19 protein-coding genes are annotated in these 26,218 nt (G+C 71.1%); 11 read left to right on the forward strand and 8 right to left on the reverse strand.

What is annotated here, in order from left to right; translation table 11 throughout:
* Positions 1–17 precede the first annotated feature (17 nt).
* Entirely contained in the window at positions 18–1,268 is a 1,251-nt protein-coding gene (locus tag DQ384_RS41705) for a YflT domain-containing protein (RefSeq protein ID WP_181871540.1), read from the reverse strand.
* A 271-nt stretch (positions 1,269–1,539) separates the two neighbouring features.
* Positions 1,540–2,979, reverse strand: coding sequence for a GuaB1 family IMP dehydrogenase-related protein (locus DQ384_RS32245; protein WP_114032653.1), 1,440 nt, complete (start codon positions 2,977–2,979; stop codon positions 1,540–1,542).
* Positions 2,980–3,195: 216 nt separating this feature from the next.
* Between DQ384_RS32245 and DQ384_RS32250 the strand changes: the two genes are divergently transcribed.
* Entirely contained in the window at positions 3,196–3,690 is a 495-nt protein-coding gene (locus DQ384_RS32250; RefSeq protein ID WP_114032654.1) for a GyrI-like domain-containing protein, read from the forward strand.
* A gap of 90 nt (positions 3,691–3,780) precedes the next feature.
* On the opposite strand, the gene DQ384_RS32255 is transcribed toward DQ384_RS32250, so the two are convergent.
* Positions 3,781–4,959: a CaiB/BaiF CoA transferase family protein gene (locus DQ384_RS32255; RefSeq protein WP_114032655.1), complete on the reverse strand. Its 1,179-nt coding sequence runs from the start codon at positions 4,957–4,959 to the stop codon at positions 3,781–3,783.
* A 241-nt stretch (positions 4,960–5,200) separates the two neighbouring features.
* Between DQ384_RS32255 and DQ384_RS32260 the strand changes: the two genes are divergently transcribed.
* A complete protein-coding gene (locus DQ384_RS32260; RefSeq protein WP_114032656.1) occupies positions 5,201–6,586 on the forward strand; it encodes an FAD-binding oxidoreductase in 1,386 nt (461 codons plus the stop codon).
* Positions 6,587–6,599: 13 nt separating this feature from the next.
* Positions 6,600–7,859, forward strand: a complete 1,260-nt coding sequence (locus DQ384_RS32265; protein ID WP_114032657.1) for an SAM-dependent methyltransferase — start codon at positions 6,600–6,602, stop codon at positions 7,857–7,859.
* A 3-nt stretch (positions 7,860–7,862) separates the two neighbouring features.
* Here DQ384_RS32265 and DQ384_RS32270 read toward each other — a convergent pair whose 3' ends face one another.
* Both DQ384_RS32270 and DQ384_RS32275 read right to left on the reverse strand, forming a co-directional pair.
* On the reverse strand, positions 7,863–9,257 hold the full coding sequence (locus DQ384_RS32270; protein ID WP_114032658.1) for a M14 family zinc carboxypeptidase: 1,395 nt from the start codon (positions 9,255–9,257) through the stop codon (positions 7,863–7,865).
* Between the two features lie 108 nt (positions 9,258–9,365).
* Positions 9,366–10,916: a long-chain-fatty-acid--CoA ligase gene (locus DQ384_RS32275; protein ID WP_114032659.1), complete on the reverse strand. Its 1,551-nt coding sequence runs from the start codon at positions 10,914–10,916 to the stop codon at positions 9,366–9,368.
* 190 nt (positions 10,917–11,106) lie between these two features.
* Between DQ384_RS32275 and DQ384_RS32280 the strand changes: the two genes are divergently transcribed.
* Positions 11,107–12,654 (forward strand): GMC family oxidoreductase, encoded by a 1,548-nt coding sequence (locus DQ384_RS32280; RefSeq protein WP_114032660.1) that lies wholly within the window; start codon positions 11,107–11,109, stop codon positions 12,652–12,654.
* A gap of 43 nt (positions 12,655–12,697) precedes the next feature.
* Positions 12,698–13,957, forward strand: coding sequence for a cytochrome P450 (locus DQ384_RS32285; protein ID WP_114032719.1), 1,260 nt, complete (start codon positions 12,698–12,700; stop codon positions 13,955–13,957).
* 13 nt (positions 13,958–13,970) lie between these two features.
* On the opposite strand, the gene DQ384_RS32290 is transcribed toward DQ384_RS32285, so the two are convergent.
* Positions 13,971–15,482, reverse strand: a complete 1,512-nt coding sequence (locus DQ384_RS32290; protein ID WP_147268968.1) for a hypothetical protein — start codon at positions 15,480–15,482, stop codon at positions 13,971–13,973.
* Between the two features lie 487 nt (positions 15,483–15,969).
* Here DQ384_RS32290 and leuS point away from each other — a divergent pair, with 487 nt between their 5' ends.
* A complete protein-coding gene (leuS, locus tag DQ384_RS32295; protein ID WP_114032662.1) occupies positions 15,970–18,432 on the forward strand; it encodes a leucine--tRNA ligase in 2,463 nt (820 codons plus the stop codon).
* A 247-nt stretch (positions 18,433–18,679) separates the two neighbouring features.
* Here the strand turns inward: leuS and lexA are convergent, their stop codons facing one another.
* Positions 18,680–19,393: a transcriptional repressor LexA gene (lexA, locus tag DQ384_RS32300; RefSeq protein WP_114032663.1), complete on the reverse strand. Its 714-nt coding sequence runs from the start codon at positions 19,391–19,393 to the stop codon at positions 18,680–18,682.
* Between the two features lie 657 nt (positions 19,394–20,050).
* Between lexA and nrdR the strand changes: the two genes are divergently transcribed.
* From nrdR to DQ384_RS41710, 5 genes are all read left to right on the forward strand, one after another.
* The gene (gene nrdR / locus DQ384_RS32305; protein WP_114032664.1) at positions 20,051–20,512 is read left to right on the forward strand and encodes a transcriptional regulator NrdR; all 462 of its coding nucleotides are present in this window, start codon (positions 20,051–20,053) and stop codon (positions 20,510–20,512) included.
* Between the two features lie 144 nt (positions 20,513–20,656).
* The gene (locus DQ384_RS32310) at positions 20,657–23,512 is read left to right on the forward strand and encodes a vitamin B12-dependent ribonucleotide reductase (protein ID WP_114032665.1); all 2,856 of its coding nucleotides are present in this window, start codon (positions 20,657–20,659) and stop codon (positions 23,510–23,512) included.
* A gap of 200 nt (positions 23,513–23,712) precedes the next feature.
* Positions 23,713–24,600: a diacylglycerol/lipid kinase family protein gene (locus tag DQ384_RS32315; protein ID WP_114032666.1), complete on the forward strand. Its 888-nt coding sequence runs from the start codon at positions 23,713–23,715 to the stop codon at positions 24,598–24,600.
* A 120-nt stretch (positions 24,601–24,720) separates the two neighbouring features.
* Positions 24,721–25,554, forward strand: coding sequence for an MBL fold metallo-hydrolase (locus DQ384_RS32320; RefSeq protein WP_114032667.1), 834 nt, complete (start codon positions 24,721–24,723; stop codon positions 25,552–25,554).
* On the forward strand, positions 25,541–25,714 hold the full coding sequence (locus DQ384_RS41710) for a hypothetical protein (RefSeq protein ID WP_181871541.1): 174 nt from the start codon (positions 25,541–25,543) through the stop codon (positions 25,712–25,714). Before DQ384_RS32320 ends, DQ384_RS41710 begins: the two co-directional genes overlap by 14 nt.
* 84 nt (positions 25,715–25,798) lie before the next feature.
* On the opposite strand, the gene DQ384_RS43825 is transcribed toward DQ384_RS41710, so the two are convergent.
* Positions 25,799–25,927, reverse strand: coding sequence for a hypothetical protein (locus DQ384_RS43825; protein ID WP_281274150.1), 129 nt, complete (start codon positions 25,925–25,927; stop codon positions 25,799–25,801).
* Positions 25,928–26,218 lie beyond the last annotated feature (291 nt).

The raw sequence follows: 26,218 nt of genomic DNA on the forward strand, positions 1-26,218 counted from the left end.
TCCGCGCGGCGTCGGCGTCAGGGCTTGGGGGACGCCTGCGAGCCGTTGCCCGCCCGTGCGTGATCGGACGACTCGGGCAGCGGCGGCTCGGGCGTGGTGGAGGCGGCTTCCGGCTCCGGGTGGTCTTCACCGGTCGCGCGGGCCTTCCCAGATGAATCGACGGCGGAGAACGCGGGGGCGACCTTCGCGGACTCGGACCTGGCGGTGGCGGAGGACTCCGCCGGGGTCGCCTCCGGAGCGGACGAGGCGGACGGAGTCGCGGGCGCGTCGTCCATGCCTTCGGAGCCGGAGCCGGAGCGGTGGCCGTGGTCGGGCGGGGTGGAGGGGGACGCCGTCGCGGCGCGTACCGAGGACATGGGAAGGGCGACGGTGGCCTCTTCCATGGCATCGGCGCGGCTGGTGGTGGGCGGGAGGATGGTCTGGCCGGGGGCCGTGGGCGCCGACACCGCCGCCGACACGGCCGCCGGGCCCGAGGGTGCGGAGGATGCGGGGTCGGCGGAGGTGGACGAAGCCGCGGCGAGGCGGTCGGCGCGGTCGGGCCGGTCGGCCCGGTCGGCCGGCTGCGACGCGGGTGCGGCCGGAGGCGCGGTGGGAGGCGGAGTGGGAGAGACCCCCGAGGGCGCCGGTGAGCCGGGGCGGGAGACGGAGGACGAGGGGGAGGGGGTCGAAGGAGCCGATGACGCGGACGGGGTGAACGGCGCGGGCTCCGCAGAGGGGGCGGACGTGCCGGAGGGGCTGGGGAGAGGACCGTTGGACGGAGGGCGGGGAACGACCACCGTGTCCGCGGGGCGCAGGCCGCCTTCGAGCACCGCGAGCGCCTCCTGGAGCGCCGCGGACGGGACCAGCACGTCGTACCGTCCGGCGACGATCACGCTGCGCGAGGTGAAGTCCCGCGTGCCGCCCTTGAAGGCGTGGCCGGCGAAGCCGAACGCCGCGCCCATCACCGCGCCCCACAGCAGCGCCCACAGGGCGAGCGCGAAGAAGGACGCGGTCGTCGAGGTGAACAGCCCGAGGAACAGGCCCACGACGAGCCCGAACACGGCGCCGCTGATCGCGCCGGACAGGGCCGCGCGCGGGTTGGTGAGCCGTCCGGTGACGGTCTCCTCCAGGCGCAGGTCGCTGCCGACGATGGCGACGTTCTGTACCGGGTACCCGGAGTCGGAGAGGGTGTCCACGGCGCGCTGCGCGGCCGGGTAGTTGTCGTAGCTGACCAGCAGTCGCCGGTCGACGGCGACGGACGGGGTCGGCGCGGGTGATGTCTGGATCATGGCGAGCGGTCGCCTCCGCGGCTAGGGGGTCGTTGCCGTTCCCCGCTACCCGCCGGAGGCGAGATATCACCGGGCGTTCCCGAAGGAATGGATCACCGTCCAGGCCCGCCCCAGGCGAGGTATGCCGTCTGCCGGCGAACGGCGACGCCTGTTCCATCCGGTTCCACCGGCCCGCGAGGCGGCCTCGGCGCTCGAACGCGCCTCGATCGCCGATGGAACCCGCTCCGACATGGAGGTCGTGGAGGTCGATGACAGTCTCGGGGGATGGGGGCTACCAGCTCTGGTGGAGGGGCATGCCTTCGGAGTAGCCGGAGGAGCTCTGGATACCGATCACGGCCCGTTCGTGGAACTCCTCCAGTGTGGTCGCGCCCGCGTAGGTCAGGGACGAGCGCAGTCCGGCGACGATCGCGTCGATCTGGTCCTCGACGCTCGGCCGCAGCGGGTCCAGGTACATCCGCGAGGTGGAGATGCCCTCCTCGAACAGCGCCTTGCGCGCCCGCTCGAAGGGGGTGTCCTCGGCGGTGCGCAGCCGCACGGCCCGCGCGGAGGCCATGCCGAAGTTCTCCTTGTACCGGCGTCCGTTGGCGTCGGTGTGGGTGTCGCCGGGAGACTCGTAGGTGCCGGCGAACCAGGAGCCGATCATCACGTTGGACGCCCCGGCGGCGAGGGCGAGGGCGACGTCGCGCGGGTGGCGCACGCCGCCGTCGGCCCACACGTGCCTGCCGAGCCTGCGGGCCTCGGCCGAGCATTCGAGCACCGCGGAGAACTGCGGCCTGCCGACGCCGGTCATCATGCGGGTGGTGCACATGGCGCCGGGCCCGACGCCGACCTTGACGATGTCGGCGCCGGCCGCGGCGAGGTCGCGCACCCCGGCGGCGGTGACGACGTTGCCCGCGGCGATGGGGACGTCCGGGGCGAGGGCGCGCACGGCGGCGAGGGCGGAGAGCATCTTCTCCTGGTGGCCGTGCGCGGTGTCGACGACGAGGCAGTCGACGCCCGCGTCGAGCAGTTCCTTGGCCTTGGCGGCGACGTCGCCGTTGATGCCGACGGCGGCGGCGATCCGCAGGCGTCCCTCGGAGTCCACGGCGGGCTCGTACAGCGTGGCGCGCAGGGCGCCGGTGCGGGTGAGGACGCCGACGAGGCGGCCGTCGCCGTCGACCACGGGGGCGAGCCGGTGGCGTCCGTCGTGCAGCAGCTCGAACGCGGCGCGCGGGTCGGTGCCGGTGGGGATGGTGAACGGCGAGCCGGACATCACCTGCGAGAGCTGGGTGAACATGTCGACGCCGTGGCAGTCGGCGTCGGTGACGACGCCGATGGGCCGGTTCTCCCAGTCGACGACGATGACCGCGCCGTGCGCGCGCTTGGGCAGCAGGTTCAGGGCCTCGCCCACGGTCTCGTGGGCGGTGAGCGTGATCGGGGTGTCGTGCACGAGGTCGCGCTTCTTCACCCAGTCGATCACCTCGGCGACGACGTCGATGGGGATGTCCTGGGGCAGGACGGCGATGCCGCCGCGCCGGGCGATGGTCTCGGCCATACGGCGTCCGGCCACGGCGGTCATGTTGGCCACCACGATCGGGATGGTGGTGCCCGTGCCGTCTCCGGTGGACAGGTCCACGGCGAGCCGGCTGCCGACCGCCGACCGTGAGGGGACCATGAAAACGTCGCTGTAGGTCAGGTCGTAGATCGGAGCCTGATCGTTGAGGAATCGCACGTTGGATCAGCCTATGCGATCCATGGTAAACAATGGGATTTCCCAGCTCAGTTGCGTGATATGTCCTTCTATGCGCGGACGGTGGACCGCTCCCGGCACCTCTGTGCGCGATGATCGAGACGACGATCGGCCGCTACGGATACATTGACCGCGCGATCGGCTCACCGCGATCGGGTGAGGGGAGGGGGCGGGGTGGCCCTGGAAAGTGGAGGCTCTATGTTCATCGTTGAACGACCGGAGGTACTTGTCGTCGGTTACGCCGTGCGCACCACCAACGCGGCGGAGGCCGATCCATCGCGGGCGCTGCTGCCGGGCCTGTGGCAGCGGGCGGGAGCGCCGGGGGCCTTCGCCCACGTGCCGGGGCGCGTGGACGAGAATCTGTACGCCGTTTTGACCGACTACGAGAGCGATCACCAGGGCGCGTTCACACAGATCGTGGGGGTGGCGATCCGCACGGCGGCGAGGCTGCCGGAGGGGATGGTCGCGGTCCGGGTGCCGGGCGTCCAGTCGTTGACGGTCGAGGCGCACGGGCCGATGCCGCAGGCGCTGATCGAGGCGTGGCAGCAGGTCTGGAGGCACACCGAGTCCGGCGGGATCCCGGCGCGGGCGTTCTCGACCGACCTGGAGGTCCACCACGCGGCGGGGGTCGACCTGTACCTGGCCGTCCTGCCCTCCCCGGCGGGGCAGGGCAGGGACCGCGTCCAGGCGTAGCGGACGACGGGGCGGCACAGGTCAGGCCGGCACAGGTCAGGCCGGTACGGGCCAGGTCGGCACGGGTCGGGCGGGTCAGGCCGGCACAGGTCAGGCCAGCACGCCCGCCTCGCGCAGCGCCTTGGCGTCCTCCTCGGCGATACCCCAGGCGGACAGGTCGCGCAGGCGCGTGGCGGGGGCCGGGACGCTGCGCTCGTCGTGCCCGCCGCCGAGCAGGCGCGGCGCGGGCGCGGGCTGCGCGACGCCGCCCACGTCGACGTACGTGCCGCGCGCCGCGTTGTGCGGATGGCGGGCGGCCTCGCCGACGTCCAGGACGGGGGAGACGCACGCGTCGGAGCCCTCGAAGATCCGCTCCCACTCGGCGCGGGTCTTCGAGGCGAACGCGGCCGCGAGCCGTTCGCGGATCCGCGGCCAGTTGGCGCGGTCGTCGCGGCTCGGCAGGTCCGTGAGGCCGGTCTTCGCGAGCAGTTCCTCGTAGAAGGCCGGCTCCAGCGCGCCGACGGCCACATACCCGCCGTCCGCGGTCGCGTAGGTGTCGTACATGGGGGCGCCGGTGTCGAGCAGGTTGGTGCCGCGCGGCCCCCAGAGCCCGGCCTGGGCGCTCTGGGAGAACATCGCGAACAGCAGGGCCGCGCCGTCCACCATCGCCGCGTCGACCACCGTCCCGCGGCCGGTGCGCTCGCGCTCGAACAGGGCGAGCAGAACGCCGTAGGCCAGCATCAGGCCGCCGCCCGCGAAGTCGCCGAGGATGTTGATCGGCGGGGTCGGCTTGTCCCCGGCCCGGCCGAGCATGGACAGGACGCCGGCGACGGCGATGTAGTCGATGTCGTGCCCGGCGGTGCGCGCGAGCGGGCCGTCCTGGCCCCAGCCGGTCATGCGGCCGTAGACGAGCCGCTCGTTGACGGCGCGCAGGTCGTCCGGCCCGATGCCGAGCCGTTCGGCGACGCCGGGGCGGAACACCTCGATGACGACGTCGGCGCCGGCGGCGAGCCGCCTGAACGCGGCGACGCCGCCGGGCGACTTCAGGTCCAGGCCGATCGTCAGCTTGCCGCGGTCCATCGCGTCGGGGCGGGGACGGTCTCCGGCGGCCTCGACCGCGGAGACCCGGTCGATCCTCAGCACCTCGGCGCCGTGGTCGGCCAGCATCATGCCGGCGAAGGGCCCGGGGGCGAGCCCGGCGAGTTCCAGCACGCGGATCCCGGCCAGCGGGCCCGGGCACCCGCCCCCGGCCTCCCCGGACGGGTCCTCGTGGCCTCCGTTGCGGCTCATGATCGTCTCCTCGGGGTGCGACGCCGGGGCGTCCTCGCGAAGAAAAGCGAACGCTTGGTGGAGTCAGTCCGGTCCGGGACGGTGTCCACCTGGAAAGACGACGCTAACCCCTGTGCCACCGCGCTTTGAAGGGGGGCCCTGAGTTTGCGCGTGTTTAACGTGTCTACTCTGGTCGGTGGTTATCTCAGGAGATACCGTGCTAGCGACGATCTCCAACACTTAGTTTCCAGGGGGTGGTGGCATGCCAGATGACACGGTAAAGACGACCGCCCAGATGACGGCCCACCGCAGGGCCGTGGAGCAGATCAGGGAGTCTTTCACCGCCCTCCCGGAGGGCGCCTCCCCGAGGCTCTCCAAGCCGACCACCAATCTGTTCCGCTTCCGCGAGTCGGGCAGGACGTCGGCGAAACTCTCGGCACGCGACCTGGACCAGGTCATCCAGGTAGACCCCGAGACCAGGACCGCCGAGGTCCAAGGTATGACGACCTACGAGCGCCTGGTGGACGCCACGCTGCCGTCCGGCCTGATGCCCTACGTCGTCCCCCAGCTGAAGACGATCACCCTGGGCGGGGCGGTGACCGGCCTCGGCATCGAGTCCTCCAGCTTCCGCCACGGCCTGCCGCACGAGTCGGTGGAGGAACTGGAGATCCTCACCGGCGACGGCCGCGTCGTGGTCGCCCGCGAGGACAACGAGCACGCCGACCTGTTCCGGGCGTTCCCCAACAGCTACGGAACGCTCGGCTACGCGCTGCGGCTGCGCATCAAGCTGCTGCCCGTCAAGCCCTACGTGCGGCTGACGCACATCCCGTTCTCTGACGCCGACAAGTGCATGCTCGCCATGCAGGAGATCTGCGACAGCGGGCAGCACGACGGCGAGACGGTCGACTTCATCGACGGCACGTACTTCCACCCCGGCGAGATGTACATCACGGTCGGGCAGTTCGCCGACCGCGCCCCGTACGCCTCGGACTACACCGGGATGCGCATCTACTACCAGTCGATCCGCACCCGCACCCGCGACTGGCTGACCGTCCGCGACTACCTCTGGCGCTGGGACACCGACTGGTTCTGGTGCTCGCGCGCGTTCGGCGTGCAGCAGCCGCTCGTCCGCTCGCTGATGCCGCGCCGCTGGCTGCGCTCGGACGTCTACCGCAAGCTCGTCGGGCTGAACCAGAAGTACGGCGTGACCGCGCGCATCGACCGGTGGCGCGACAACCCCGTGCACGAGTCGGTCATCCAGGACGTCGAGGTGCCGGTCGAGCGCGGTGCGGACTTCCTGGAGTTCTTCCAGGACAAGGTGGGCATGACGCCCGTCTGGATGTGCCCGCTCAAGGCGACCCGCCAGTGGCCGATCTACCCGCTGGAGCCGGGAAAGCTCTACGTGAACTTCGGGTTCTGGGGCATGGTGGCGCTGCCGCGTGGGCAGTTCGACGGTTACCACAACCGGCTCATCGAGAACTCGGTGCACGAGCTCGGCGGCCACAAGTCCCTGTATTCGACATCTTTCTACCCCCGTGAGGAGTTCTGGCGTCTCTACAACGGGGACGCCTACTGGCCGGTGAAACGGGCGTATGACCCGCAGGGACGGCTGCTCGACCTCTATGACAAGTGCGTACGGGGGCGTTGAGGAGGTTGGTTCGATGACACTCGCCCAGATCTTCGAGAAGATCGTCGGGCCTGAGGCGAACGTCGCGTTCGCCGCGTACGACGGCAGCAAGGCCGGGCGGCCGGACGCCGCCGTGCGCATCGAGGTGAAGTCGCCCATCGCGGTGGCCTACCTCGCGCAGTCGCCCGGAGAGATGGGGCTCGCACGGGCGTACATCGCCGGGCACCTCGACGTGCAGGGGGACATGTACACCCTGCTGTCGGAGATGGCGGCCATCACGCTGAACGACATGTCGACGAAGGAGAAGCTCTCCGTCGCGCGGTCGCTCGGCATGAAGCCGCTGCTGATGCGGGTCCCCCTGCCGCCGCAGGAGGTGCGCCGCAGCGCGCTGGCCAGGCTCGGCAGCCGCCACGCCAAGCAGCGCGACGCCGAGGCGATCCATCACCACTACGACGTCTCCAACAGGTTCTACGAGTGGGTGCTCGGGCCGTCCATGGCCTACACCTGCGCGGTGTTCCCCGAGCAGGACTCCTCGCTCGAAGAGGCGCAGTACGCGAAGTTCGACCTGGTCGCCAAGAAGCTCGACCTCAAGCCGGGCATGCGCCTGCTGGACGTCGGCTGCGGCTGGGGCGGCATGGTGATGCACGCGGCCAAGCACTACGGCGTCAAGGGCCTCGGCGTCACGCTCTCGCGCCAGCAGGCCGAGTGGGCGCAGAAGGCCATCGCCGAGGCCGGGCTGTCGGAGCTCGCGGAGGTCCGCCACCTGGACTACCGCGACGTGACCGAGACCGGCTTCGACGCGGTCAGCTCGATCGGGCTCACCGAGCACATCGGCAAGGACCAGCTCCCGGGCTACTTCGGCTTCCTTTACGGGAAGCTCAAACCCGGCGGGCGGCTGCTCAACCACTGCATCACCCGGCCCACCGGTACGGAGCGGACGATCAACAAGGGCGGCTTCATCAACCGCTACGTCTTCCCCGACGGCGAGCTGGAGTCGGTGGGCTACCTCATCCGCCAGATGGAGGACCTCGGGTTCGAGATCCGGCACGAGGAGAACCTGCGGGAGCACTACGCCAAGACCCTCGAGAAGTGGTGCGCGAACCTCGACGACCACTGGGACGAGGCGGTCGCGGAGGTCGGCCAGGGGACGGCCCGCGTCTGGCGGCTCTACATGGCCGGCTGCATCGTCGGCTTCGAGCGCAACAAGGTACAGCTCCACCAGGTGCTCGGCGTCAAGCTGGGCGAGCACGGCGAGTCGGGCGTCCCGCTGCGGCCGTCCCTCGACTGGCCCTGACGGTCACGGGCGGCCGGTCTCAGCCGGCCGCCCACCCGTTCCCGCACGGTCCCCCGTGGTCGGCGCGTCACGCGTGTGCCCGGGGGACGGCAGGTCGCGCGCGTGCGCGGCGGCGACCAGCGCGGCGGCGACCTGGACGGCGACCAGCTTCCTGATCGGGATGGGGTGGCCACCGGAGTCGGCGTCCGCCTCGTCGCACCAGCACTCGAACAGCTCGCGGACGCGGGCGCGCTGCTCGCGCACGGCGGGGGTGAGGTTGCCCGCGGCCGCCTCGGCGTCCAGCATGCGGCGTACCGTGCCGGTGAAGCGCAGCCGGCGCATGTGCAGCGTCTGCCGGTTGCCGAACCGCTCGGCGACGGTGGCGGGCCTGTCGCCATCGGCCAGGCCCTCCCAGCCGTCGGCGCACATGCGGTAGGTCTCGAACATGTCCTCGGCCGAGCGGCGGAACGGCGACTGGACGGTCAGGTCCCGCCGCACCGCCTCCATCACCCGGCCCAGCGTGTCGATCATCTCGCGCTGCGCGGCGAGCCCGGCCTTCAGGACCTCCGCGTACGGCGTGGCGGTGGGCGTCGCGTCGCAGATGCGCGCGTCGGCCCAGTACGGCACCTCGGTGATCAGGTGCAGCGCGCCGAACCTCGCCGCGTAGTCCGCGCTGCCGCCGCCCATGCCGAAGGTCCGCGCCTGGCGCACGCCTCCGGGCGTCATGTAGACGGCGGGCGCGACCATCACCGAGCCCGGCAGCTCGGGCTCGCCGTGGTGCAGGGGGATGCCCTCCCAGTCGGCCAGCTCGGCGAGCCGCGCGGCGAGGGCGGGGTCGCGGCGGTTGATGTAGAAGTACGCACCGGTGTACTCGCCGTTGTGCAGCGAGTAGACGAACGCCGGGCGCACCTCGTCCATCAGCCGCATCACGGCGGCCGTCTCGGGGATGCTGCGGTCGAAGAAGTACTCCTCGCCGCTGATGGGGAACGTCCACTCCACCTGGTCCTTCCAGGCGGGCCGGTAGAAGTGCCGGGCGTAGCGGCGGCGGTCGCCCGGGTGGGAGTACCAGCCCTCGTTCAGCCGGGCGCCGTCCGGGTCGGCGCAGGGGATCAGATGCCAGCGGTAGCCGAGCTCGCGGCGCAGCGACGCGTCCTCGCACAACAGCCTGACGAGCCGGCCCACGGTGAGCGCGCCGATCGGCTCGTTAGGGTGCGGGCCGCCGATGATGACCGCGTCACGGGGTCCTTCCCCGACCGACAGCACGCGCAGGGGGTCGCCCAGCCGGGAGGTGCCGATGCGGCGTACGCTCACGAGCCCGGGGTGGCGCGCGGCGAGCTCGTCCAGCTCGGCGTGGGTCTCGTCCACGGACGGGAACCTGTCGAGGTCCGGGATCCGGAGCATCTGCGCGCGAACGTCCATGCCATCGCCTCCAGTTGGGTGGGCACCGGAGCCCGACGAGGCTCCTCGATAGTTTTGCCCCTTTTTGGGAGTTCTTCGACGGCATGGACGGTCGCTGTCCCCAGCTGGTCAGCGGAGTTCGCGCTTGAGGATCTTGCCGCTGGCGGTCATCGGGAAGGACTCGCGGAACTCCACCAGCCGCGGGTACTTGTAGGCCGCCATGGTCTGCTTGCACCACTCGACCAGAGCCTCCTCGGCGAGCACTGCCCCCGGCTTGAGGATCACATACGCCTTGATCTCCTCACCGAGCGACGCGTGCGGGACGCCGACGACCGCCGCCAGCGAGACCGCCTCGTGCGTCATGAGCACCTCTTCGAGCTCGCGCGGGTACACGTTGAAACCGCCCCGGATGATCATGTCCTTGGCGCGGTCGATGATGAAGTAGTAGCCGTCGGCGTCCCTGGTGGCGATGTCGCCGGTGCGGAACCAGCCGTCCCGCACGACCTCGGTGGTGGCCTCGGGCCGGTTCAGGTACCCCTTCATCACGTTGTGGCCGCGGATCGCGATCTCGCCGGGCCCCTCGCCCTCGACGGTCTCCCAGCCGGAGTCCACCAGCCTCATCTCCACGCCCCAGATTGGCGTGCCGACCGACCCCGGCTTGGTCGGCCTGCCCCGCTGGTTGAAGCTCGCCACCGGCGAGGTCTCCGACAGCCCGTACCCCTCCATGACCGGTACGCCGAACGTCTTCTCGAAGTCCTTGAGCACCTCGACCGGCAGCGACGCCCCTCCCGACACCGCCGTCCTCAACGTGGACGGCACCTCGGCGCCCGCCGCGTGGATCGCGGTCAGCATGGCCCAGTACATCGTGGGGACCCCGGCGAACATCGTGACCCGCTCGTCGCGCATCAGCGCCAGCGCCCCCGCCGGGTCGAAGCGCGGCATCAGCACCAGGCGGGCCCGCCGGCGGAAGCCGACGTTCATCATGACGGTCTGCCCGAACGAGTGGAACAGCGGCAGCGTCGCCAGCAGTACGTCCTCGCCGGTGTCCTCGAACATCTCGTCGGACACGATCGCGTTCATCAGCATGTTCTGGTGGCTCAGCTCGGCGCCCTTGGGCTGTCCGGTGGTGCCGCTGGTGTAAAGGATCACCGCCGTGTCGTCCGGCGCGGTGGCCACGGTCTCGAACGTGCCCGGCAGGCCGTCCAGCGCGGCCCACAGCGTCTGGACGCCCTCGATGCCCGAGTCGGTGGCGAGGGGGGTGGCGGGCAGCAGGAAGAAGCCGTCGGCGTGCGGCCCGTCCGGGACGGTCTCGCGGAACGCGGCGTGCCCGCGCTCGCCCAGCGGCAGCTCGGGGCCGCCCTCGAAGCAGAACAGTGCCTTGGCCTGCGAGTCGCGCAGGTGGTAGGCGATCTCCTGGGTCTGGAGCAGTACGTTGAGCGGCACCACGGCCGCGCCGGCCTTCAGGACGCCGAAGTAGACGATCGGGAAGTACGGAAGGTTCGGGCAGGCCAGGGCCACCTTGTCGCCCTTGCCGATGCCCCGGGAGGCGAGCAGGGCGGCGACCTGGTTGGCGAGCGTGTTCACCAGCGAGTACGGCATGCGCAGGTCTCCGAACACCACGGCCGTATGGTCCGGGCGTTCCCGGGCGCTGTCCTCCAAGACGACCGACAGGTTGAGCATGAGCTTCTCCCTTTGTGGAGTGGTGACCTCGCCGGGGATGGCGGCACGCCGAGGTGGTCACGCCGCACGAGGTTGGCGACATCCTGGCAGCCCCGGCGCCAGTAGCGCTACTAATCGGTAACAAGCGTGGACGTGGGGCGATAACCGGCGTAAGTACGGGAAAGGCCGCCCTACATCCCCGGAGACATCAATGGACTACGACTACGTCATCGTCGGCGCGGGTGCGGCGGGTTGTGTGCTCGCCAACCGGCTCTCGGCCGACCCCGCGGTGCGGGTGGTCCTGCTGGAGGCGGGCGGCGCCGACCGGCGGATGGAGATCCGGGTGCCGGCCGCGTTCTCCAAGCTGTTCAGGACCCGCTACGACTGGAACTACACCACCGCCAAGCAGGCGGAGATGTTCGGCCGCGAGCTGTACTGGCCGCAGGGCAGGACGCTCGGCGGGTCGTCGTCCATCAACGCCCAGATGTGGGTGCGCGGCCACCGGGCCGACTACGACGGCTGGAACCTTCCCGGCTGGTCGTACGACGAGGTGCTGCCGTATTTCAGGCGCTCCGAGCGGCGCGTGGGCTCCAACCGCGGCGAGGTGTACGGCACCGGGGGGCCGCTGCTGGTCTCCGAGCTGCGCGCCCCCAACGAGACGACCCTCGCGTTCCTGCGCGCCTGCGAGGAGGCCGGGATGACCCGGCTGGACGAGCTGAACGGAGCCTCCAACGAGGGCTTCTCCCAGACGCCCGTCCTCCAGGACCGCGGCCGGAGGTGGAGCGCCGCCGACGCCTACCTCAGGCCCGCCATGTCCCGTCCCAACCTGACCGTGCTCACCGCCGCCGAGGCCCGCCGCGTCCTGCTGGACGAGACCGGCCGCGCGACCGGGGTCGAGTACGGCGAGGGCCGGCGCGTGACCGCCGCCCGGGAGGTGATCGTCACGGCGGGCGCGATCGGGTCGCCGAGGCTGCTGATGCTCTCGGGGATCGGCGATCCGGACGAGCTGCGGGCGGCGGGGGTGGAGCCCCGGCACGAGCTGCCGGGCGTGGGGCGCAACCTGATGGACCACCTGGCCGCCGGCGTGGTCGTGGAGTGCCCGGTGCCGGTCACCCTCGCCACGGCCGAGTCGCCCGGCAACCTCGCGCGCTACCTGTTCGGGCGGCGCGGGCCGCTGACCTCCAATGTGGGCGAGGCCGTCGCCTTCCTCAGGACCTCGCCGCAGGAGCCCGCCCCCGACATCGAGCTGCTCTTCGCGCCCGTGCCGTTCGTGGACCACGGGCTCACCCCGCCGCCCGGGCACGGCCTCACCCTCGGCGTGATCCTGCTTCGGCCCGAGAGCCGGGGCCGGGTCACGCTGGGCGACGGCGGAGGCGTCGTGATCGACCCGTGCTACCTCACCGGCGAGGCCGACCTCCGGCGCCTGGTCGCCGGCCTGAAACGGGCGCGGGCGCTGTTCGGGACCGAGGCGATGCGGCCGTACGCGGGCAGGCCGATGAAGCCCTACGGGGGCGAGCAGACCGACGAGGAGCTCGCCCGGTACGCGCGCGAGGCGGCCGAGACGCTGTACCACCCGGCGGGCACCTGCAAGATGGGCATCGACGACGACGCGGTGGTCGACCCCTCGCTGCGGGTCATCGGCGTGCCGGGGCTGCGCGTGGCCGACGTGTCGGTCATGCCGGCGCTCAACCGGGGGCACACGCAGGCTCCGACCGTCATGATCGCCGAAAAGGCCGCCGATCTGATCCGGTCCTCTTGACGCGCGGGGACGAGCGCCAAAGCATGGATCCGGAGGTGTGGCGATGACGCGTGGCGCGGTCGACATCGACCTGTCCGACATCCCCTTCTGGGGACGGCCGCGGCGGGAGCGCGAGGACGCCTTCCGGCGCCTGCGCGAGCTGGACGGGCCGGTCTTCATGCCCGAGCAGCGCGTCCCGTTCATCGGCGGGGGCAAGGGCTACTACGCGCTCGTGCGGCACGCCGACGTGACCGAGGCCAGCCGCAACGCGGGCGTCTTCAGCAGCGAGCCGACGTCCAACAGCATCCCCGACATGCCGAGATGGCTGGCGGTGTACTTCGGGTCGATGATCAACATGGACGACCCCCGGCACGCGCGCCTGCGCAGGATCGTCTCGCGCGCGTTCACCCCGAGGATCCTCCAGAAGATGGAGGAGGACGTCGCCCGGGCCGCGCGCGAGATCGTCGACCAGGCGATCTCCGAGGGCGGGGGGGATTTCGTCCCGCAGGTGGCCGCCCGGCTGCCCGTCCAGGTCATCTGCGACATGATGGGCATTCCGCCGAAATATCACGACATGGTGTTACGGCACACCAACGTGGTCCTCGGCAACGCCGACGTCGAGTACACCGGCATCCGTCCCGACATGAGCCGCCTGAACGTCGCCCGGGGACTCGCCCGTCTGCTGCGCTCGGGGCACGCGCTCAACAGCCTGGCCCGCGGCCTCGGCCGCGAGCGGCGCGCCCACCCGACCGGCGACCTCACCAGCATGCTCGTCAACGGTGAGGAGCACCTGACCGCCCAGGAACTCGGCTCGTTCTTCATCCTGCTCGTCGTCGCGGGCAGCGAGACCACACGCAACGCCATCGCGCACGGCCTGAAACTGTTCACCGACCACCCCGACCAGCGGGATCTACTGCTCCGGGACCTCGACGCCCGCCTGCCCGGCGCGGTCGAGGAGATCGTCCGCCACGCCACGCCGGTGATCCAGTTCCGGCGCACGGTGACCCGCGACCACGAGATGAACGGGCAGCGGTACGTCAAGGGGGACAAGGTCCTGCTGTTCTACAACTCGGCCAACCGCGACGAGGCCGTGTTCGACGACCCGGACGCCTTCGACATCACCCGGAGCCCGAACCCCCACGTCGGGTTCGGCGGCCCCGGCCCGCACTACTGCCTCGGCGCGCACCTGGCGCGGCGCGAGGTCACGGTGATGTTCCGCGAGCTGTTCACGCGCGTGCCCGGCATCCGCGCCACGGGCGAGCCGGACTACCTGCTCTCCAACTTCATCAACGGCATCAAGCACATGAGCTACCGCCTGAGCTGACCGCCCGCCGGCCTCACGAGTCGGCGGCCACCGGGCGGATCGACGAGAACACCGTGTTGACGTCCGGCAGCAGTTCCTTCTTGGCGTCCGGCACGGACATGTAGACGATCGCCGGCAGGTCGGCGCCGGTGCTCACCGCGGCCACCACCAGCGTGGTCCTGGCCCCGCCCGCGAGCACCTGGTAGGCGACCAGGCGTGCCGGGCGGCCGCCGACGGACAGGCGCTGCTCGGCCGTCTTCACCACCTTGTTGCCCTCGGGGAACAACTTGTTGCGCGCCGAGAAGGCCACCGCGCTGATCACCGGGGTCAGGTTCGAGGGGTCGGACGCCGAGTACTTGGCCGCAAGCCCCTTCGCCAGCGGGCCGGTCATGACCTGCGCGAACGCCGGGGTGCCCGACTCGTCGGCCCCGGCGGCGACGTACTGGCGCGTCGCGAAGCCGTAGGCCGAGCGGATGTGCTCGGAGCGCGAGTCCAGCCGCCAGGGGCCGCCGAGCCTGGCCACGGTGATGGCCGACTCCGCGTCGGTGAGGACGCCGGCCCGGGGGGACGCCTCGCCCGGGTACTTCGGAAGCCTGCCGATGGACTGCGGCTTGGTGCTCGCCTGCGCGTGCGAGGGCGACGGCTTGGCCGTGGTCCTGCCCGCGTCCCCCGACGGGTTCGCCGCGGCGTCGGCGTCGCCGGAGGCCGAGCTGAGCGGGCCGGCGAGGAACGCCCACACCAGGGCCAGGACCAGGGCGACGATCACCGAGGCGACCAGCGCGAGCAGCCACACGCGCCTGCCGCCCTCGCCGCCGTCGGACTCCTCTCCCATGGCGTCGTAGTTGTCGCCGAAGACCGTGTTCCACAGCTCCTGCTGGCGCTCGGGCGGCGGGGTCTTCGGCCCGCTGATCTGCCCGGCGGTGACGAACGGCTTGTACGGGTCGTCGGGCGCGTGCGCGGGAGCCGGGGGCCGCTGCCGGTGCGCCTGAGGATGCGGCGCTTGGGGGTGTTGCCCCTGAGGATGCTGTCCCTGCGGCCGGCGGCCGGGGGGCTGCTGCGGGGCGTGGTGTCCGGGCGCCGGGTGCTCGGGGGCCTGCGGGCCGCCGTACCCCGGCCGCGCGGCCGGACCCGGGACGTGCATGGTGGTCTCGGTGCCGGGCGGCACGTAGGGCGAGGCCTGCGGCCGGGATCCGGGCGGCTCGTACGCCTGGGGCCCCGTGGGCTGGGGCTCGTATCCCTGGGGGTCGGCCGGGCGCGGCTCGTACGCCTGCGGACCGGTGGAGCGGGACTCGTACGCCTGCGGACCGGTCGGGCGGGACTCGTAGCCCTGCGGGCCGGCGGACCGGGGCTCGTACGTCTGCGGTCCGGTGGTGCGGGACTCGTACGCCTGGGGGCCGGTCGGGCGGGACTCGTACGGCCGGGGGCCCGGCGGGTCGAACACCGAGCGGGCGGGCGGAGGCGGCGGAGGCGGCATCTCGGGCCACGCGGGAGGGCTCTCGGGCCACGCCGGGGGGTGCGTAGGCTGGCTGGTCTGCTCAGGAGCCATCGCTGGCGAACCTCCCGACATCATGCCCGGATTGGGGGTGCTGGGCATGATCTCATGTGGAGCAGGGGTCTTCGCAGCAGAATGCGAGAAAGCCTCCGGCAGCCGGAGCCCGGTCGGATCGGTCGGCGGATCCTGCATCGGCAGGCCCTCTTGGCTGATTTGCGGGCCGCGCTCCCGCTCGAACGAGTTCGCCACGGCGAAAAGGGTAAACTAAAGGGACATATGAGGTCACAACGGATCTATCACCATTAGGCCGCTGTGTGACTGTTTCCTGCGGGGTTCCCCCTGCCCCGGCAGGGGTGCCGCGCAAACGGTAGGAAGACAGATTGTCGGCTGCGCTACCCTTGAGCTATGCGTGGCGGGACCTTGCTTCTTGGCGGGCCGCGGCGACCGAGCTGAGACCGGTCGCCGCGGCTGCCCCTCGTGGACACGGGGGGTTTTTTATTGGTCGAGCCATCCGCGCCGAGTCAACCGAGGGACATGGGCCGTGAGTGACGAGCAGTACGATCCGCAGGCGCTGCAGGCGAAGTGGCAGTCGCGGTGGGAAGAACTGGACCCCTACCGGGCAGGTGAGGACGCCGCCGACGAGCGTCCCCGCAAATACCTGCTCGACATGTTCCCCTACCCCTCGGGCGACCTGCACATGGGCCACGGCGAGGTCTTCGCCCTGGCCGACGTCGTCGCCCGCTACTGGTTCCAGCGCGGCTACAACGTCCTGCACCCCATCGGCTGGGACTCCTTCGGCCTGCCCGCGGAGAACGCCGCGATCAAGCGCAACGCCCACCCCGCCGAGTGGACGTACGCCAACATCGAGACCCAGGCCAACTCCTTCAAGCGGTACGCGATCTCCTTCGACTGGTCGCGCCGCCTGCACACCAGTGACCCCGAGTACTACCGCTGGAACCAGTGGCTGTTCATCCGTTTCTACGAGCGCGGCCTGGCCTACCGCAAGGGCGGCCTGGTCAACTGGTGCCCCAAGGACCAGACCGTGCTGGCCAACGAGCAGGTCGTCGCCGGGCGCTGCGAGCGTTGCGGCACCGAGGTCGTCCGCCGCGAGCTGACCCAGTGGTACTTCCGCATCACCGACTACGCCGACCGCCTGCTGGACGACATGGCCGGGCTGGAGGGCGGCTGGCCGGAGCGCGTGCTGACCATGCAGCGCAACTGGATCGGCCGCTCCGAGGGCGCCGACGTCCGGTTCCGCATCGAGGGCCGCGACGAGCCCGTCACCGTCTACACCACGCGCCCCGACACGCTGTACGGCGCCACGTTCTTCGTCGTCGCCGCCGACGCACCGCTGGCCGAGGAGATCTGCGCGCCCGAGCAGCTGCCCGCCCTGGAGGCCTACCGCGCCGAGGTCGCCAAGCTGAGCGACATCGAGCGCCTGGCCACCGACAAGGAGAAGACCGGCGTCTTCCTGGGGCGGTACGCCGTCAACCCGGTCAACGGCGAGCGCATCCCGGTCTGGGCCGCCGACTATGTGCTGTCCGACTACGGCCACGGCGCGATCATGGCCGTGCCCGCCCACGACCAGCGCGACCTGGACTTCGCGCTGAAGTTCGACCTGCCGGTGCAGGTCGTCGTCCACACCGGCCTGGCCGACCCGGGCGAGACCGGCGTCGCGACCCCCGGCGAGGGCACCCTGGTCAACTCCGGCCCGCTGGACGGGCTGTCCAAGGCCGAGGCCATCGCCCGCATCATCGAGATCCTGCGCGAGCGCGACACCGGCGACGCGGCCGTCAACTACCGGCTGCGCGACTGGCTGCTGTCGCGCCAGCGCTTCTGGGGCACCCCGATCCCGATCATCCACTGCCCCGACTGCGGCGAGGTCCCCGTCCCCGACGACCAGCTGCCGGTCACGCTGCCCGACCTACGCGGCGAGGCGCTGGCTCCCAAGGGCGTCTCACCCCTGGCCGGCGCGACCGACTGGGTCAACGTCGAGTGCCCCAAGTGCGCGGGCCCCGCCCAGCGCGACACCGACACGATGGACACCTTCGTCGACTCCTCGTGGTACTTCCTGCGGTACTGCTCGCCGGGCTTCGAGGACGGCCCGTTCGACGTCGAGGCGGTGCGGCGCTGGGGGCCGATCGACCAGTACGTCGGCGGCGTCGAGCACGCCGTGCTGCACCTGCTGTACTCGCGGTTCTTCACCAAGGTCCTGCACGACATGGGCATGGTCGACTTCTCCGAGCCGTTCCTGCGCCTGCTGAACCAGGGCCAGGTGATCAACCAGGGCAAGGCGATGTCCAAGTCCCTGGGCAACGGCGTAGACCTGGGCGAGCAGATCGACACCTTCGGCGTGGACGCCGTCCGCCTGACCATGGTGTTCGCCGGCCCCCCGGAGGACGACATCGACTGGGCCGACCTGTCGGCGGCCGCCTCGCAGAAGTTCCTGGCCCGGGCCTTCCGCGTCATGGCCGAGGCGGGCGCCGCCTCCGCGCCCGGCGTGGACGCCGCCACCGGCGACCTGGAGCTGCGCAAGGTCACGCACAGGACGATCGACGAGGTCACCCGCCTGATCGAGTCCCACCGCTTCAACGTGGCCGTGGCCCGCATGATGGAGCTGACCTCCGCGACGCGCAAGGCCATCGACTCCGGCCCCGGCGCCGCCGACCCGGCCGTCCGCGAGGCCGCCGAGGCCCTGGCGGTCATGCTCTCGCTGGTCGCGCCGTACGCCGCCGAGGAGGGCTGGGAGCGCCTGGGGCACGGCCCCACGGTGGCCCGCGGCGGCTGGCCTGTGGCGGACCCGGCGCTGCTGGTGCAGGAGTCGGTCACCTGCGTCGTACAGGTCGCGGGCAAGGTGAGGGACCGCCTGGAGGTCTCGCCCTCGATCTCGGCGGAGGAGCTGGAGGAGCTGGCCCTGGGCTCCGAGAAGGTGCGGGCCCATCTGTCCGGCGCTCCCCGCAAGGTCATCGTGCGGGCGCCCAAGCTGGTCAACATCGTCCCCTGAGCCGGACGGACATCCCCGGCCGGGTGGACGTCCCGCCGGGTGAACGTCGGCCGGGCGTCCCGGTGGGCGGAGTCGCCCCCGAACGCGCGAAACCCGCCTGAGCGGTCACCGATGGTGAGGCGCAGGCGGGCTCGTGGCGCGGCGGCCGGGGAGCGCGCGGGTCACCGGGACCGGGACCGGGACACGGCGGCAGGCGGTGTCCCGGCTCCTCGAAGGCCCTGGTCCAGAGCGTGCCGGAAGGCGGAGGTCAGAGCTTGCGAAGGACCGCCGTGACCTTGCCGAGCACGGTGGCCTCGTCGCCCGGGATCGGGTCGTAGTTGGCGTTGTGGGGCACCAGCCAGACGTGGCCGTCCTTGCGCTTGAACGTCTTGACGGTGGCCTCGCCGTCGATCATGGCGGCGACGATGTCGCCGTTGTCGGCCACCGGCTGCTGGCGCACGACCACCCAGTCGCCGTCGGCGATGGCGGCGTCGATCATCGAGTCACCGGCGACCTGGAGCAGGAACAGCGTGCCCTCGCCCACGAGCTGCTTGGGCAGCGCGAAGACGTCCTCGATGCGCTCCTCGGCGAGGATGGGACCACCGGCGGCGATGCGGCCCACCAGCGGCACGAACGCGGCCGTGGGACGGCTCACCAGCGGCTCCTCCTCACCGGGGCCCACCGGGTCGACCCACAGCGCGGGCTCACCCGGCAGGCGGACCTCCAGCGCCCGCGGCCGGTGCGGGTCACGGCGGAGGTAGCCCTTGCGCTGCAGGGCGGTGAGCTGATGGGACACGCTGGACGTGCTGGTGAGCTGGACCGCCTCGCCGATCTCGCGCATCGACGGCGGATAGCCCCGCTGCTGCACGGAATCGCGGATCACCTCAAGGATCTTGCGTTGCCGTGGGGTGAGGCCCAGGGAGTCACGCCTGCGCACCGCAAGGTCGGTGACGACCGTGCCGGTCTCTTCCTGCTCGCTCATGTTCAACTCCTCCTCGCCGGGCGCCCGTGAGACGCTCCGCCACGTCACGCCATGCCCGCGCGGCCGGCTCCCCGTCCGTATTCCCGATGTCGCACACAGCGACAATAACGCCGTTGAAGATCGTCATCAAACAACTGTTCGAGAGATTCCGAACTTCCCGGCCGGCCGACGCATGACATCGTACGGGAGTTCGATCGATATCGTGTTCGACTTTCGTGATCTTATGCCCGCGGGGCCGGAAAGTCGATCAGGTGAGCGATCTGGCGTCCGAGGTCCGTCCGGAGCCTCCCGGGGGCCGGTGGCTCCGGAGCCGGGGCGCGACACGCCGGGGGCGCGGCCGTTGGCCCTGATCGGCGGCCGGTTTCCGGCCGGAGGCCCCGCCGACTTGCGTTCATGGTGCGTCGCTCCTAGGTTGGACCACAACATCTAGTAGTTACACCGTTGTCGGTTACCCATAGGTTGTGTTTCCGTCGACGCACTGAGGGTATCCGCAGTGCGTGCGCGAGCCTATTCCGGTTAATCCGGAAAGGGGTCGTGAGCGTGGGGCGAATACGGAAACCTGGGGTGGAGTTTCCCCGAGGCAGACCCTCGGGCCTCCTCTTTCGCGGGTCCGCCGGCACATAACTAGTGGGAAACGCGAGAAAAGGGAGGCGACACGTGCATTGTCCTTTCTGTCGCCATCCGGATACCCGGGTGATCGACAGCCGGTCCACCGAGGACGGCGCGGCGATCAGGCGGCGCCGCACGTGTCCCGAATGCGGGCGCAGGTTCACCACGCAGGAGACGGTGTTGCTGATGGTGAGCAAGCGCAGCGGCGTGACCGAGGCGTTCTCGCGGGACAAGGTGATCGCGGGCGTCCGCCGCGCCTGCCAGGGGCGCCCCGTCGGCGAGGACTCCCTGGCCCAGCTCGGTCAGCGCGTCGAAGAGAGCATCCGGGCCACCGGCTCGGCCGAGATCGCCTCCCACCAGGTCGGGCTGGCGATCCTCGGCCCGCTGCGTGAGCTGGACGAGGTGGCCTACCTGCGGTTCGCCTCCGTCTACCGGGGCTTCGAGACGCTCGCCGACTTCGAGGAAGAGATCGGGCAACTGCGCGCCGCGCGAGGCGCGGAACAAGACTGAACACTTCAGAGACGACCAACACACCCGGCGGGTCCGCAGGCGCAGGAAACCAGGAACCCGCCGAGACCCGGCGCCAGGGGATGCGACCGGCGCGCGGATGTGTTCCGACATTAGGGCTCCACGGGGCCCAAGAAGGGGTAGATCATGACGGAGACGGTGAGTGGCTCAGTGGGGCGCGGGGGTAAGCGGGCCCCCAAAGGCCTGAAGACCAAGCGCATCCACACCACACCCGGCGTGCACCCGTACGACCAGGTGCGCTGGGAGCGCCGCGACGTCGTCATGACCAACTGGCGGGACGGTTCGATCAACTTCGAGCAGCGGGGCGTCGAGTTCCCCGACTTCTGGTCGGTCAACGCCGCCAACATCGTCACCACCAAGTACTTCCGCGGCGCGGTCGGCACCCCGCAGCGCGAGACGAGCCTGAGGCAGCTCGTCGACCGCGTGGTGGGCGCCTACACCCGCACCGGCCGCGAGAACGGCTACTTCGCGTCCGAGGAGGACGCCGAGATCTTCGACCACGAGCTGAAGCACGCGCTGATCCACCAGATCTTCAGCTTCAACTCCCCGGTCTGGTTCAACGTGGGCACCGCCTCACCCCAGCAGGTGTCGGCGTGCTTCATCCTCGCGGTGGACGACCAGATGGAGTCCATCCTCGAGTGGTACAAGGAAGAGGGCGTGATCTTCAAGGGAGGCTCCGGCTCCGGGGTCAACCTGTCGCGCATCCGCTCCAGCAAGGAACTGCTGTCGAGCGGGGGCACCGCCAGCGGGCCGGTGTCGTTCATGCGAGGCGCCGACGCCTCCGCCGGCACCATCAAGTCGGGCGGGGCCACCCGCCGGGCTGCCAAGATGGTCGTCCTCGACGTGGACCACCCCGACATCGAGGAGTTCATCGAGACCAAGGCGCGCGAGGAGGACAAGGTCCGCGCGCTGCGGGACGCCGGCTTCGACATGGACCTCGGTGGCAAGGACATCGTCTCCGTCCAGTACCAGAACGCCAACAACTCGGTGCGGGTGTCGGACGAGTTCATGCACGCCGTGGAGGCGGGGGAGAGCTTCGGCCTGCGCGCCCGGCTGAGCGGCGAGGTCATCGAGCAGGTCGACGCCAAGACGCTCTTCCGCAAGATGGCCCAGGCCGCCTGGGAGTGCGCGGACCCCGGCATCCAGTACGACGACACCATCAACGACTGGCACACCTGCCCGGAGACGGGCCGCATCACCGCCTCCAACCCCTGCTCGGAGTACGTCCACCTGGACAACTCCTCCTGCAACCTCGCCAGCATCAACCTGCTCAAGTTCCTGCGCGAGGACGACTCCTTCGACGTCGAGGGCTTCGTCAAGCTGACCGAGCTGATCATCACGGCGATGGACATCTCGATCACCTTCGCCGACTTCCCGACCCAGAAGATCGCCGAGACCACGCGCGCGTACCGCCAGCTCGGCATCGGCTACGCCAACCTCGGCGCGCTGCTGATGGCCACCGGCCACGCCTACGACTCCGACGGCGGCCGTGCCGCGGCCGCGGCGATCACCAGCCTGATGACGGGCGTGTCCTACCGCCGCAGCGCCGAGCTCGCCGCGATCGTGGGCCCGTACGACGGCTACGCCCGCAACGCCGAGCCGCACAAGCGGGTCATGCGCAAGCACGCCGCCGCCAACGACGACCTGCGCGCCGTCGACGCCCTCGACCGGCCGATCCTGGCCGAGGCGACCAAACAGTGGCAGGAGTGCCTCCGCCTCGGGGACAAGAACGGATATAGAAACGCACAAGCCTCATTGCTCGCACCGACTGGAACCATCGGTTTGATGATGGATTGTGACACTACGGGCATTGAGCCAGATTTGGCGCTGGTGAAGTTCAAGAAGCTGGTCGGTGGCGGGTCGATGCAGATCGTCAACCAGACGATCCCGCGCGCCCTCAAGCAGCTCGGCTACCAGTCCGAGCAGGTCGAGGCCATCGTCCACTACATCGCCGAGCACGGCCACGTCATGGACGCGCCTGGTCTCAAGCACGAGCACTACGAGGTCTTCGACTGCGCCATGGGCGAGCGGGCGATCGCCCCGATGGGCCACGTCCGCATGATGGCGGCCACCCAGCCGTTCCTCTCGGGCGCGATCTCCAAGACCGTCAACCTGCCCGAGTCGGCCACGATCGAGGACATCGAGCAGGTCTACCTGGAAGGCTGGAAGCTCGGCCTGAAGGCGCTCGCGGTCTACCGCGACAACTGCAAGGTCGGCCAGCCGCTGTCGATCGCCAAGAAGACCGACGAGAAGACCGAGGCGAAGGCCGCCGAGCCGGTCGTCCAGGTGGTCGAGGTGCCGAGGCCGAAGCGCCGGCGGCTGCCGAACCAGCGTCCGAGCACCACCACCCGCTTCACGGTGGGCGGCGCCAAGGGCTACATGACGGCGTCGTCGTACCCCGACGACGGCCTCGGCGAGGTCTTCCTGAAGATGTCCAAGCAGGGGTCGACGCTGGCCGGGGTCATGGACGCCTTCTCGGTGGCCATCTCGGTGGGCCTGCAGCACGGCGTCCCGCTGGAGACCTTCGTCAGCAAGTTCGTCAACATGCGGTTCGAGCCCGCCGGCATGACCGACGACCCGGACGTCCGCATGGCCGCCTCGGTGGTCGACTACATCTTCCGGCGGCTGGCGCTCGACCACCTTCCGTACGGCGAGCGTGCGGCCCTCGGGGTCTTCTCGGCGGCCGAGCGCGCGGCGCAGCAGCGCGGCGAGGACCCGGGCGCCCCCCAGGAGGTCATCATCGACACGGCGGCCCTCGCGCAGTCGGCCCCGATCGAGGAGAAGCCCGAAGAACGGCCCGCCGTCACGGCCGCGCCCGAGACGCACGCCCCGTCCCGCCAGAACGGCGCCGCCCACGCCCTGGAAAGCCACCAGGGCCGCACGGCCGACGCCCCCCTGTGCCTGACCTGCGGCACGAAGATGCGCCCCGCCGGCAGTTGCTACGTCTGCGAGGGCTGCGGCAGCACCAGCGGCTGCAGCTAGTCCTGAACGCCGCCATGGCGCGCGCCATGTGGGCGTCGCGGCGGCGAGTCGTGGCGGGGAGTTCGGTCATGGACCGGCTCCCCGCTTTCAGGAGCCTCCGTGGTCGCGCGCGGATGCCTCGGCGAAGACCCACGGGCGGGTCTTCCCCGAGGCGGTGCCGGTGAGACGGTGAAGCCGCATTTCCTGGGTAGTCGGGGGTCATGTCACCTAAGGTCGCGGTCATCGCTCACAAGAAGAAGATTTTGGGTGCAGGCCTGGATCGGCTGCGCGTGCTCGTCACCGAGCAGGACGTCGGCGAGTTGTTGTGGTACGAGGTGCCCAAGAGCAAGAAGGCGCCCAAGCGCGTGCGCGAGGCACTCAAGGCGGGCGCCGAGCTGGTGTTCGTGTGGGGCGGGGACGGCATGGTCCAGCGCTGCTCGGACGTGATGGCGGGCTCGGGGGTGCCGATGGCGATCCTGCCCGCGGGGACGGCGAACCTGTTCGCGCACCACCTGGGCATCCCCATCGACCTGGAGGAGGCCGTGCGCATCGGCTTCCACGGCCGGCACAGGAAGCTGGACCTCGGACGGCTCAACGGCGAGCACTTCGCGGTGATGGCCGGGGCCGGTTTCGAGGCCGAGATGATCGCCGACGCCGACGGCGGGGCCAAGGGGCGGCTGGGCAGGCTGGCGTACGTGAGCGCCGCCGTGCGCCACGTGGGCGGGCCGCTGGTGCCGATGACGGTCAAGGTCGACGGCGTGACGTGGTTCGAGGGCAAGGGGAGCTGCCTGCTGCTCGGCAACATCGGCACGATAACGGGGGGCATCCAGGCGTTCGACGACGCCAGGCCCGACGACGGCTGGCTGGAGGTCGGCGTGTCCACCGCCCAGGGCCCGATCCAGTGGGCGCGGGTGATGGGGCGGATGACCGCGGGCCGTTCGGAGGACTCGCCGTTCGTGCGGATCACCCGGGCCAGGAAGGTCACGGCCGAGTTCGGCGCGCCGCTGATGTACGAGCTGGACGGCGGTGACCGCGAACCGGCGACCCGCCTGAAGGCGAAGGTCATTCCCGGAGCGCTGACGGTGTGCGTCCCGGAGGAGGCCGCCTGATCCCAGGCCGGGGGCGGCCGTGGGGCCGCCGGCGGCCGGCTTCCCGACGTCGCCGATCCGGAAGGACGGACCCGGCCCGTCACTAAACTGAGGCGGACGCCGGGCAGGGGAGGTGGGCGGGTGGGCCGCTGGGCCGAGGTCGCGGACCGCGTCTGGGTGCGCCGCCACGAAGAACTGGACCTGTCGCTCGGCCTGGTGGCGGGCGAGCGCGCGTGCCTGGTCGTCGACACCGGCGCCGACGAGGTCCAGGGCGCCGGCTTCGCGGCGGCCGTGCGCGAGCTCACCGACCTTCCCTGGTCGGTCGTGCTGACGCACGCGCACTTCGACCACAGCTTCGGCACGGCGGCGTTCGGCGGCTGCCCCGTCTGGGCGCACCCCGGCTGCCGGGCCGACCTCGCCGGGCACGCCGAGACCCAGCGGTCGCACTGGGCGGAGTACTACCGCGCCCGGGGCAGGCCGGAGGCCGCCGCGCGCCTCGCGGCCGCGCGGGTGGTCCTGCCGGACCGGCCGGTCGAGGACGTCGCCGAGATCGACCTCGGCGGCCGCGTCGTCCGGCTCGCGCACCCCGGCCCCGGGCACACGGGCCACGACCTGATGGTGGACGTCTCCGACAGCGGCGTGCTGTTCGCCGGGGACCTGGTGGAGCAGGGCGCGCCTCCCTCCTTCGGCGACGCCTTCCCCGGGGCGTGGCCGTCCGCCCTGGACCGCATCCTCGCCTCCGGGGCGCGCACGGTGGTCCCGGGGCACGGCGAGCCGGTGGACGCGGCGTTCGTCGCCCGCCAGCGCGCCGAGCTCGCCCAGGTGGCGGCGCTGTGCCTGGCCGTGACCAGGGGCGAGATCGCGGCGGACGAGGCGCTCGCCCGCTCGCCGTACCCGGCGGAGTTCACCTCCGACGCGCTCCGGCGGGCGGCGGCCGGACCGGCGCCCCGCCCGCCAGGTCGTGACCGATCGTGAAGTCGGGCGGCGGTCCGCGGCGGGGGAGCCGAGGCGGATCGGCGCCATCGCCGACGAGTTGCAGGTCGAGAGCCCGCACGTCACCGGCATGTCGCCCACTTGGAGCAGCGCGGCTACGTCGAGCGCGTACCGGATCCCGGTGCCAGGCGGGCCGGCCTGATCAAGCTGACCCCCCTCGGCAGCGACGCCGCGGGCCGCTGCCGCCGGGTCACCTCGAAGTCTCCCGGGCCCGCGGCTCAGGTGGTCAGGCGGCGGGCGTCGAGCCGCCCGTGCGCGGGAAGCGGATCACGTTGCGGCCGGTGTACGCCTGCAGATGGACGACCTTGGGATCGGGCGACGGCTTGCGGCGATGTGCGGAGCGGATGTCGCGCACCTTTTGCCGTGGTACGTAAGCGGGTACCGCCGCCAGCCTTCTCATCAGAGCCCCCCGCCGTGATGCCTTCGTTACCGAGTTGTCTACAGATGTGATCGTAAGGCTACTGTAAAGATCGTGGACGCCCTCAGTACGGCAGAGGGCGTCCCGACGGAGATCGCAGGTCGAGGAGCGCCGGAGTGCTCGTGCGGCGGCTCGTACGCGGCCGGGCGATCCTGATGCGCGTCATCGTCGTCTCCTTCCGTGACCGGTCCTTGAGCAGACTATTCATCGCGGAGGTCGCCGTCTTCT

The sequence above is a fragment of the Sphaerisporangium album genome, assembly GCF_003323745.1.
Taxonomy (GTDB): Bacteria; Actinomycetota; Actinomycetes; order Streptosporangiales; family Streptosporangiaceae; genus Sphaerisporangium; species Sphaerisporangium album.